Raw genomic sequence first — 7,835 nt, 5'->3', positions numbered from 1 at the left:
CGCCGTGAGGAGTTTCGCGCTTGTAGTGTGGTACCCCACAAAAGTCACGGGCGTTAAGCGACGGAACCTCAGCCCTCGGGGCGCCCGCCCCGTGCAGCGAGAAAGGCCAGGAACGCCTCGCGGCTGCTGTACCTCGGCACGTAGCCGAACACCGTCTTCAGCCGCCGGTTGTCCAGCACCGGTCGATAGCGCAGGAAGTCCAGTTGCTCCGGCCCGTAGCGGGTCAGCCGTAGCGGCCGCAGCAGCCCCAGCGCCAGGCGGATCAGCCCCGCCGGCAGCGGCCGGTAGGGCTTGCCCAGCAGCCCGGCGATCTCCGTCAGGGACAGCGCGCCATCCCCGGCGAGGTTGTAGAGCCCGGTGCTGCCGCGCTCCAGGCCCTGGACGAGGATGTCCACCACGTCCTCGTCCCAGATGAACACGAAGCGGCTGTCGTGCCCGCGCACGCCGAGCACGTAGGGCTTCTCGAACAGCGCGGTGATCTGGTTGTCCACCTGGCAGCCGAGGATGGTGCCGGGGCGCAGCACCAGTTGGCGCAGCGGCGGATGCGCCCGGCGCGCTTCGGCCAGCAACTGCTCCACCTCGCACTTGTGGCGGGCGTAGGCGAAGGCATCGTGGCCACGCAGGGGCTGGTCCTCGTCGATCCACTCGGCGTTGTCGGGGTGGTAGCCGTAGGCGGCGCCGGAGCTGGTCACCACCAGGTGCCCGACGCCTGCCGCGAGGGCGGCGTCCAGCACCGCGCGGGTGCCTTCCACGTCGATGGCGTGGAGGGTGGCCTCGTCCATGCCCGGCGGCGGCGTCACCACCGAGGCCAGGTGGACGATGGCCTCCGGGCGCCAGGCGCGGATGCAGTCATGCACCGCCCGGGCCTGACTGACGTCGAGCCAGGCCCGCGCCACGCCCTCGGGTGCCGGCCACTCGCGCACATCGGTGGCCAACAGCGGCCAGTCCGGGTGGCGCGCGGCCAGGGCCTCCACCAGTTGCCGGCCGATGAAGCCGGCGCCGCCGGTGATCAGGACGCGCATGCCGGCACCTCCTCGGGCAACGGGCGGTTGCGCCAGTACGCCACCAGCAGCAGGCCGCTGACCAGGTGCCAGGTGCCCCAGAAGGCCGCCACCAGGGCCATGTTCGGCTCACCGCCGAACTGGGCGAAGATCAGCCCCAGCGCCAGCCCGGAGTTGTGCATGCTGATCTCGATCACCATGGCCCGGCGGTTGGCGCCGTGCTGGCGGGCCAGCACCGCCATCAGCCAGCCGAGCACGATGGCGCTGGCGTTGTGCAGCACCACGATGAAGAGCACCAGTCCGAGGTTGTCGACGAACAGCCGCCAGTTGCCGGCCACTGCGCCGGCGACGAAGGCCACGAAGGCCAGCAGCGCGAAGCGCTTGAACCCGGGCATCGCCCGGGTCGCCCAGCGTGGCCACAGGTTGCCCACCAGCATGCCCAGCGCCAGCGGCAGGCCGAGCAGCAGCAACACGCTCGCCAGCAGGCTGCCGCGGTCCATCGCCAGGGCATCCAGGCGCCCGGCCAGGTAGGCCGCGCCCTCGGGGTTGAGGCTGCTGGTGAGGGCGAAGTTGAACGGCAGCAGCATCAGCGCCAGCAGGCTGGACAGCGCGGTCATGCTCATCGACAGCGCGGTATTGCCCCGCGCCAGGTGGGTCATCACGTTGGACAGGTTGCCGCCGGGGCAGCAGGCCACCAGCAGCAGGCCCAGCTCCAGGCCCGGGTGCAGGTCCACCAGCAGCGTCACCCCGAGGGTCGCCCAGGGCAGGATCAGGCACTGCCCGAGCATGCCCGCCAGCACCGGCTGGGGCTGTCGGAGCACGGCGAGGAACTGGGCGGTGCGCAGCTCCAGGGACACGCCGAAGATCATCACCGCCAGCACCAGGCCGAGTGCCAGCTGCTGGTTCGCGTCGTAGTTCATGCGGGGCGCCTGTCCTTGTCGTTGTGCCGGGCACTCTACCTGCCTCCCACTGCCGCCGGCAGTGACCGCTCCGGCCTGCGCTCATGGCGAATCGCGACAGACTGACGCCGGTCAATGTTCGGCCAGTGGGCGCTGCCTAGAGTGCATAGCCTTTTGCCATCAACCATAGTCCCTGCCCATGGATCGTTCCGAACCACCGCTCGTCGCCATCAACGACCCCGCGCTGGCCTGCCTGCTGCGCGACATGCTGCCGGCCATGGGCATCGTCTGCGAGGTCGTCGAGGACGCTGCCGGCTGCTCTCGCGCTCCACTGTGTCGCTGGCTCAATGACCCGTCCTTGAGCGACGCGATCCGTGTGCGCCTGTTGCTGGACGAGGCCATCGCGGTGCTCGAACGCACCCGCCACGCCTTCAAATCCCGCGAACTCGGGCAATTGCGCCGGCGCCTGGAGGCGGCGCGGGAAGAGTTGTCGCACCCCGCCCCGCTGGTGTAAAACCCAGCGCTGCGAAGGCCCCGCAGGCAGCGGGGGCCGGCTTTGCCGGGCAGGACGAAGGGCCTGCAAGACAAGGCGCCACGGGAGGCCGTTCCATGGGGACGGCCTCCCGTGGCGCCTTTTTTATTGCCCGCGATCCATGGGAGACGCTATGGAGCTGAAAGGACAACTGGACGGCCTGCGCGCACGCATCGGCCTGAGCAACCGCGAGATCGACCAGCGCTGCCGCTACCTGGACTGGCAGGCCCTGGACGCGGAGCGTCTGAACCGACATGCCGAGGCCATGGAGGCCGTCCACAAGGCCTTCGTCGAGCGACTCTACGCACACCTGGAAGCGTTCCCGCCGCTGGCCAGCATCCTGCGCAACCCGGCCACCCTGGCCCGGCTCAAGGCCAGCCAACTGGACTACTACCAGCGCCTGTGGAGCGGCCCCTACGACCCGGACTACGTGATGAACCGCCTGCGCGTGGGGCTGGTGCACCAGCACGTCGGCGTGGACCTGAAGTGGTACCTGGGCGCCTACCGCCTGTACCTGGCGCAGATGGTCGAAAGCCTGCTGGGCGACAGCGACGCCACCCGCACCCTGGGCAGCCTGCTGAAGGTGGTGTTCTTCGACATCGCCCTGGCGGTGGACACCTACAGCGCCGCCCAGCGCCAGGCCCTGGAAGACAGCGAGGCGCGCTTCGCCCGCGCCCTGCGCGGCGCCCACGACGGCATCTGGGACTGGGACCTGGCCCACGACCGGCTCTACGTCTCCGAGCGCTGGGCGAGCATGCTCGGCCTGTCCCGCGACGCCCTCGGCGAGACCAGCGCCGCCTGGTTCGCCCGCGTCCACCCCGACGACCTGCCGGCCCTGCGCCAGGCCATCGACACCCACCTGCGTGGCGACGACCCCTGGCTCAGCCACGAGTACCGCATCCGCCAGCAGAACGGCGGCTACCTCTGGGTGCAGGTGCGCGGCGTCGCCGAAGGGCAGCGCATGGCCGGCTCGCAGAGCGACATCAGCCAGCGCAAGGCCACCGAGCACCAGCTCAGCCATGCCGCCCGCCACGACCCGCTCACCGGCCTGGCCAACCGCCTGCGCCTGGACGAACTGCTGCAGCAGGCCCTGCAGCGCCAGCTCAAGCCCGGCGCGCGGCAGGCTGCGCTGCTGTTCATCGACCTGGACCGCTTCAAGCTGATCAACGACAGCCTCGGCCACGCCGTGGGCGACCGCGTGCTGGTGGAGGTGGCCCAGCGCCTCAAGCGCTGCCTGCGCCCCGGCGACCACCTGGCGCGCTTCGGCGGCGACGAGTTCGTCGTGCTGCTGGACGACCTGGCCCACCTGGGTGATGCCGAACAGGTGGCCAAGCGCATGCTGGAAAGCCTGCACCAACCGCTGCACCTGGATGAACGCACCCTGGTGGTCAGTGCCAGCATCGGCTTCACCGCCCTGCAGGCCGAAGGCCAGACCATCGACGCGCTGCAGGCGGCAGACCTGGCGCTGTACCGTGCCAAGGAATCCGGCAAGGCGCAGATCGCCCGCTTCAGCCAGGACCTGCAGACCGCCGCCAAACAGCGCCTGGAGCTGGAAAGCGCCCTGGCCCAGGCCCTGGCGCGGCAGGAATTCTTCCTCCACTACCAGCCCATCTGCCGGGTCGACCAGGGCCAGCCGCGCCTGGTGGCGGTGGAGGCTCTGCTGCGCTGGCGCCAGGGCGACGCCCTGGTGTCCCCGGCGCGCTTCATCCCGGCCCTGGAGGAGTCCGGCGAGATCATCGCCGTGGGCGACTGGGTGCTGCGCGAGGCCTGCCGCCAGACCCGCGCCTGGCAACGGGCCGGCCAGGCCGACCTGCGCTGCTCGGTCAACCTCTCCAGCCGCCAACTGCACCAGCCGGGCTTCGCCCAGCGGCTGCGGGCGATCCTCGCCGAGACCGGGCTGGACCCGGCCAGCCTGGTGCTGGAGATCACCGAGAGCCTGCTGATGCAGGACGGCGCCGACACCCTCGCCTGCCTGCGCGAGCTGGCCTGCCAGGGCGTGCGCCTGGCGCTGGACGACTTCGGCACCGGCTACTCGTCCCTCGGCTACCTCAAGCGCTTCCCCCTGCACATCCTCAAGGTGGATCGCAGCTTCATCGCCGGCGTGCCCGACGACGCCGAGCTGCGCACCATTTCCCGCGCCATCATCGGCCTGGGCGCCAGCCTCGGCCTGGAGGTGATCGCCGAAGGCGTGGAGAGCTCGGCCCAACTGGACTTCCTCCTCGACGAGGACTGTCACTACGCCCAGGGCTTCTGGTTCAGCCAACCGCGCGATCCGGAGCGCCTGCAGCGCCTGCTGGACGGCGAGGACAGCCTCGCCTGCCTGCACGGCCAGCCCAGCCGCGCCTTCGAGGGGGCCCAGCAATGAAGCGCAACCTGCCGGTCACCGGCCGCGCGGTGGACTTCCCCGCCGACGCCAACATCCTCTCCACCACCGACCTGAAGGGCGTGATCACCCACGTCAACCAGGACTTCATCGACATCAGCGGCTTCACCCGCGAGGAGCTGCTGGGTCGCAGCCACAACATGGTGCGCCACCCGGACATGCCGCCGGCGGCCTTCGAGCACCTGTGGCAGACCCTCAAGGCCGGCCGCAACTGGATGGGCCTGGTGAAGAACCGCTGCAAGAACGGCGACCACTACTGGGTCAGCGCCTTCGTCACCCCGGTGGTGCGCGAGGGCCAGGTGGTGGAGTACCAGTCGGTACGCACCCGCCCCACCCGTGAGCAGGTGGCCCGGGCCGAACGGCTCTATGCCGAGCTGTCCAGCGGGCGCCCGCTGCGCCCGCCGCCCCTGCCGCTGCACCTGCGCCTGCTGGGCGGCCCACTGCTGGGTGGCGTGCTCGGGTTGCTGACCCACGCCGTGCTGGCCCCCGAAGGCGAATGGGCCGCGCTGCCCTCGCTGCTGGTGGCGGTGCTCACCGCCGGCGCCTGGCTGCGCTGGCAACTGCGCCCGCTGGACGCCCTGCTGGCGCGGGCCGGCGCCATCGCCGACAACCCCCTGAGCCAGGCGGTGTACTGCCAGCGCCATGACGAATTCGGCCGCCTGGCGCTGTGCCTGCAGATGCTGGAGACCGAGGCCGGTGCCCTGGTGGGGCGCATCGCCGAATCCTCCCACCTGCTGGCCGAGCACGCCGAGCGCCTGGCCGAGGCGGTCAGCCGGGGCAGCGCCGGCAGCCAGCGCCAGCTGGAAGAGACCGACCAAGTGGCCGGCGCCATGAGCCAGATGGCCAGCAGCGTGCAAGAGGTGGCACGCAGCGCCCAGCACAGCGCCAGCGCCGCCGACCGCACCGACGACGCCGCCCGCCTGGGCCGCGAAGAAGTGCAGGCCACCTGCGAGCGGATCGCCGAACTGGACCGCGAGGTGCGCGAAGCCGGCTGGGTGGTGGAGACCCTGCAGGCCCGCAGCGGCGAGATCGGCCAGGTGCTCGACGTGATCCGTGGCGTGGCCGAGCAGACCAGCCTGCTGGCGCTCAACGCCGCCATCGAGTCGGCCCGTGCCGGCGAGGCCGGGCGCGGTTTCGCCGTGGTGGCGGACGAAGTGCGGGCCCTGGCCGGGCGCACCCAGCAGTCCACCGCCGAGATCCACCGCATGATCAGCGCCCTGCAGAGCTGCAGCGAGCAGGCGATGCAGGCCATGCGCCGCAGCGGTGAACGCGCCGGCGACAGCCTGGAGCAGGCCCGGCGCGCCAGCCAGGCGCTGGAGCAGGTCAACCAGCAGGTGGCGGCGATCACCCACATGAGCCTGCAGATCGCCAGCGCGGTGGAGCAGCAGGGCACGGCCGGCGACGAGATCCAGCGCAGCCTGGAGGCCATCCGCCTGGCGGCCGACCAGAACGCCGCCAGCGGCCAGTGCAGCCACCACAGCGCCGGCGAGGTGGCGGGGCTGGCGGTCAACCTGCGGCAACTGGCGCTGCAGTTCTGGAGCGGGCGGCGCAGCCTGTCGTAGACGGGCACGGGGGCGGACGATCCGCTATGCTCGGCGCCTCGTTCCCGCCCGCCGCCGTCCCCGCCCGCCATGCGCTACCTGCTTTGTCTGCTGCTCCTGCTCGGCACCCCGGCCCACGCCTTCGACCGTGACCAGGTCGAGGGCTACCTGCTGGAGAACGGCCTGCAGGTCATCCTCAAGCCCACCCCGAACCGGGGCCACGTCTCCATCCGCCTGGTGGTGGGGGTCGGCTTCGACGACTTCGCCTGCGACGAGAAGGAGCTGCCGCACCTGCTGGAGCATCTGTTCTTCAGCGGCCTGCCGGGCAACGGCGAGGCCGACCTGGAGGCACGCATGCAGGCCCTGGGCGGCGAATGGAACGCCTTCACCAGCGACAGCGACACCGCCTTCGTGCTGGAAGTGGCCGCGCGCAACCAGCGCCAGGCCCTCGACCTGCTGCTGGCGATCCTCCGCGAAACGCCCCTGGACGAGGGCCGCGTCGCCGCTGCCAAGCGCGTGGTGCAGCGCGAGGGTGGCGGACGCTACTCGCACCTGGAGCGCCTGCTGGATCACCACGCTCTCGGCCGCGGGGCCCACGATCAGCTCGCCGTGGAGCTGGGCCTGGCCTGCGCCGGGCGTCCCTCGGTGGAGGGGCTGACCCTGGAGCGCCTGCGGGAGGTGCGCGACACCTGGTACGGCGCCAACAACATGTCCCTGATCGTGGTCGGCGACCTCGACCCGCGCCTGCCCGCCTATCTCGACCGTCGCTACAGCGAGCTGCCGCCGGTGGAGGTGCGCGAGCACCCGGCGCTGCCCACCATCAGCACCGAGGCCGCGCCGCGCCTGACCCTGCGCAAGGGCCTGGTGGGCAATGGCGCCACGCTGCACTGGATCTTCCCCGAGCCGCTGGAAGACGGGACCGACTACGCCACCCTGGAGCTGCTGCAGGACTACCTGGACTGGGAGCTGTACCAGCAGTTGCGCATCCGCAACGGCCTCTCCTACGGCCCCTGGAGCGACCGCCACGGCTATGGCGGGCAGAGCTTCACCAGCCTCAATGCCGACCTGGAGCGCGAGGACCTCGACGAAGCGGTGCAGGTGCTGCAGGACACCACCCGACGCCTGCGCGAGCACGGCGTCGACCGCACCAGCTTCGAGCGCCTGCGCCGGCTGGCGGTGGACCGCCAGGTCTGGGCCGTCCAGGGCGATGTGGCCCTGGCGGACTACTACTGGGGCGCCCTCGGCGCTTACCAGGACGGGCGCTTCGAGAGCACCGCCAAGGCTTTCGCCCAGGTCACCCCGGAGCAGATCGACAGCACCGTCCGCGCGCTGTTCGCCGAGCCGGGCTACCTGCGCATCGAGGCGCCGCTGCTGACCTACGAGCAACTGGCCTGGCTGCTGGCCGCGCTGCTCGCCCTGCTGGCCCTGGCCGGCTGGTGGCTGCACCGCCGCCTGCGGCGCTGAACTGGCCGTCGGCCC

Annotated in this window: 6 protein-coding genes; 4 read left to right on the top strand and 2 right to left on the bottom strand. The window is 71.3% G+C overall.

Features of this window, described 5'->3' with window-relative positions:
- Nucleotides 1–68: 68 nt before the first annotated feature.
- Both A9G05_RS21715 and A9G05_RS21710 read right to left on the bottom strand, forming a co-directional pair.
- The gene (locus A9G05_RS21715; RefSeq protein WP_069562924.1) at nucleotides 69–1,022 is read right to left on the bottom strand and encodes an SDR family oxidoreductase; all 954 of its coding nucleotides are present in this window, start codon (nucleotides 1,020–1,022) and stop codon (nucleotides 69–71) included.
- Nucleotides 1,010–1,921: a bile acid:sodium symporter family protein gene (locus A9G05_RS21710; protein ID WP_069562923.1), complete on the bottom strand. Its 912-nt coding sequence runs from the start codon at nucleotides 1,919–1,921 to the stop codon at nucleotides 1,010–1,012. The genes A9G05_RS21715 and A9G05_RS21710 overlap by 13 nt, the downstream gene beginning before the upstream one ends.
- Before the next feature lie 178 nt (nucleotides 1,922–2,099).
- Between A9G05_RS21710 and A9G05_RS21705 the strand changes: the two genes are divergently transcribed.
- The 4 genes from A9G05_RS21705 to A9G05_RS21690 all read left to right on the top strand — a co-directional run bounded on the left by A9G05_RS21705 (nucleotide 2,100) and on the right by A9G05_RS21690 (nucleotide 7,820).
- A complete protein-coding gene (locus tag A9G05_RS21705; protein ID WP_069562922.1) occupies nucleotides 2,100–2,414 on the top strand; it encodes a hypothetical protein in 315 nt (104 codons plus the stop codon).
- A gap of 151 nt (nucleotides 2,415–2,565) precedes the next feature.
- Complete coding sequence (locus A9G05_RS21700; RefSeq protein ID WP_139131218.1) at nucleotides 2,566–4,797, top strand: bifunctional diguanylate cyclase/phosphodiesterase; 2,232 nt, start codon at nucleotides 2,566–2,568, stop codon at nucleotides 4,795–4,797.
- Entirely contained in the window at nucleotides 4,794–6,377 is a 1,584-nt protein-coding gene (locus A9G05_RS21695; protein ID WP_069562920.1) for a PAS domain-containing methyl-accepting chemotaxis protein, read from the top strand. Before A9G05_RS21700 ends, A9G05_RS21695 begins: the two co-directional genes overlap by 4 nt.
- A gap of 69 nt (nucleotides 6,378–6,446) precedes the next feature.
- Nucleotides 6,447–7,820, top strand: coding sequence for a pitrilysin family protein (locus tag A9G05_RS21690; protein WP_069562919.1), 1,374 nt, complete (start codon nucleotides 6,447–6,449; stop codon nucleotides 7,818–7,820).
- Nucleotides 7,821–7,835 lie beyond the last annotated feature (15 nt).

It is taken from the genome of Pseudomonas sp. ENNP23 (genome assembly GCF_001728945.1).
Classification (GTDB): Bacteria; Pseudomonadota; Gammaproteobacteria; order Pseudomonadales; family Pseudomonadaceae; genus Metapseudomonas; species Metapseudomonas otitidis.
The sequence above is the reverse complement of the archived record's forward strand: the minus strand, read 5'-3'. Positions and strand labels throughout refer to the sequence as shown.

Excerpts from the sequence above, each read along its gene's own strand:
- A9G05_RS21715 (WP_069562924.1), bottom strand. The coding sequence starts at position 1,022 with ATGCGCGTCCTGATCACCGGCGGCGCCGGCTTCATCGGCCGGCAACTG.
- A9G05_RS21710 (WP_069562923.1), bottom strand. The coding sequence starts at position 1,921 with ATGAACTACGACGCGAACCAGCAGCTGGCACTCGGCCTGGTGCTGGCG.
- A9G05_RS21705 (WP_069562922.1), top strand. The coding sequence starts at position 2,100 with ATGGATCGTTCCGAACCACCGCTCGTCGCCATCAACGACCCCGCGCTG.
- A9G05_RS21700 (WP_139131218.1), top strand. The coding sequence starts at position 2,566 with ATGGAGCTGAAAGGACAACTGGACGGCCTGCGCGCACGCATCGGCCTG.
- A9G05_RS21695 (WP_069562920.1), top strand. The coding sequence starts at position 4,794 with ATGAAGCGCAACCTGCCGGTCACCGGCCGCGCGGTGGACTTCCCCGCC.
- A9G05_RS21690 (WP_069562919.1), top strand. The coding sequence starts at position 6,447 with ATGCGCTACCTGCTTTGTCTGCTGCTCCTGCTCGGCACCCCGGCCCAC.